The sequence below is a fragment of the Candidatus Hakubella thermalkaliphila genome (assembly GCF_013281975.1).
GTDB lineage: Bacteria > Actinomycetota > Humimicrobiia > Hakubellales > Hakubellaceae > Hakubella > Hakubella thermalkaliphila.
Map to the genome: position 1 here is coordinate 1 of NZ_BLRZ01000219.1, position 1,673 is coordinate 1,673.

A 1,673-nucleotide genomic window follows, 5' to 3' on the forward strand; every position below is an offset into this window, starting at 1 on the left:
ATACTCCCTTGAAAATAACACAATTTTCATGCGACGTGGTGCGCCGCGGCGCATGGGCGATTCCTTTCTAACTGCTTATTGCTTAAACCAAATACACTCCGTGTATTATAGCATTATTTTGAAAAACAGCCTGCCGTGACAAACAATAAATTTGGCCACATCAATAACCGTCTACTATAATATGGACGAACGCGGACAACCAACATCCTATTAAGAGCCATCCTGGGGAGATATGCCAAGATGAAGTTGAGGATGAAACAAGTAAGCATCAAGGAAATTCAAAAACACCTTTGTTCTTTGGAGATGAAGTACGGCATGACTTCGGCCGAGTTTGGACAGAAATACCCACGAGGCGAGATGAGAGATTCTGAGAAAGTAATGATGTGGATAAGAGACTACGACTCGCATAACACTCTGCCGTTAGAGGGAGCCAAGAAAACTTCTATCACAAACATATCTGGACCCAAGACATGATAGAAACAAGACCTCACCAAAGAGTGACCCTTACGGATTTAATACGCTAACGATGCGCCGCACTTCTCGAGGCATCAGCTTCCCCTTTCTTCTCAGCCACACCAGCCTCGGCGAAAGTGGTCATCTCGGCTAGTATCTTGAGAGAAGCTTCCACTATCCCTATTCCCAGTGCCGCACCGGTCCCTTCGCCTAGCCGCAGGTCCATATTCATAAGAGGCTTCAGCCCCACGTGCTGCAGCACAATTTGGTGTCCGATCTCCACCGAACAGTGGGAGGCGATAAGAAAATCCTGCACCTTGGGGCAAAGCTTAATGGCTAGCACAGCGGCTGCCCCCGAAATGAAGCCGTCAATCACCACCGGTATTCTGTGAGCAGCGCCGGCCAAGATGGCTCCAGTTAGACCGCCGATCTCCAGTCCTCCTACCTTAGCCAAAACGTCAAGAGGGTCTTCAGGATCTGGCCTGTTTACCTCTAGGACTTGTTCGATAATGGCGATCTTCTTCTTGAGTTGAGTGTCGTCTATGCCAGTGCCCCGGCCTGTTACCTCAGCAGCCGGTCTTCCGGTGATGGCGGCGACGATGGCACTGGACGGCGTGGTATTGCCGATGCCCATGTCTCCAGTAGCAAGAATATCCATGCCTCTAGCAAGCTGCTCTTCCACTATCTCGATGCCAGCCTCCAGGGCCCGGATAGCTTCTTCCCGCGTCATGGCCGGGCCTGTAGCCATATTCTGAGTCCCGTAGGCAATTTTCTTATCTACCAGAGCGGGATGAGGCTCCAGATCGGCCGCCACGCCCATATCCACTACGACAACTCGAGCACCTACATGACGAGCGAGCACATTGATGGCTGCGCCACCGCGCAGGAAATTGTAGACCATCTGAGATGTAACTTTCTGGGGATAGGCACTCACTCCCTCGGCCACCACGCCGTGGTCAGCGGCCATGGTCAGGATGACTTTGTAGACAATCTTGGGCAGAGGATTCCCAGTTATGCCTGCCACCCTAACCGACAGTTCTTCCAGGCGACCCAGACTTCCTGCAGGCTTGGTTAGAGTATCCTGTCGCGCTTGGGCAGTTTGCATGGCTCTCTCATCAAGGTGCCCGATTTTGGTCATAACATCAAGAACTTTTTGCATCTTCAAACCTCCCTTGAAAATAACACAATTTTCATGCGACGTGGTGCGCCGCGGTGCATGG

2 protein-coding genes are annotated in these 1,673 nt (G+C 51.4%); one reads left to right on the forward strand and one right to left on the reverse strand.

Annotated elements, in window-relative coordinates:
• The first annotated feature begins 240 nt into the window (after nt 1-240).
• A complete protein-coding gene (locus HW443_RS11045; RefSeq protein WP_176237175.1) occupies nt 241-474 on the forward strand; it encodes a hypothetical protein in 234 nt (77 codons plus the stop codon).
• Nucleotides 475-520: 46 nt separating this feature from the next.
• Here the strand turns inward: HW443_RS11045 and cobT are convergent, their stop codons facing one another.
• The gene (gene cobT / locus HW443_RS11050; protein WP_176236284.1) at nt 521-1,612 is read right to left on the reverse strand and encodes a nicotinate-nucleotide--dimethylbenzimidazole phosphoribosyltransferase; all 1,092 of its coding nucleotides are present in this window, start codon (nt 1,610-1,612) and stop codon (nt 521-523) included.
• Nucleotides 1,613-1,673: the final 61 nt, after the last annotated feature.

Bases quoted from the DNA above. Each gene is read 5' to 3' on its own strand.
- cobT (WP_176236284.1), bottom strand. From the start codon at position 1,612: ATGCAAAAAGTTCTTGATGTTATGACCAAAATCGGGCACCTTGATGAG.
- HW443_RS11045 (WP_176237175.1), top strand. From the start codon at position 241: ATGAAGTTGAGGATGAAACAAGTAAGCATCAAGGAAATTCAAAAACAC.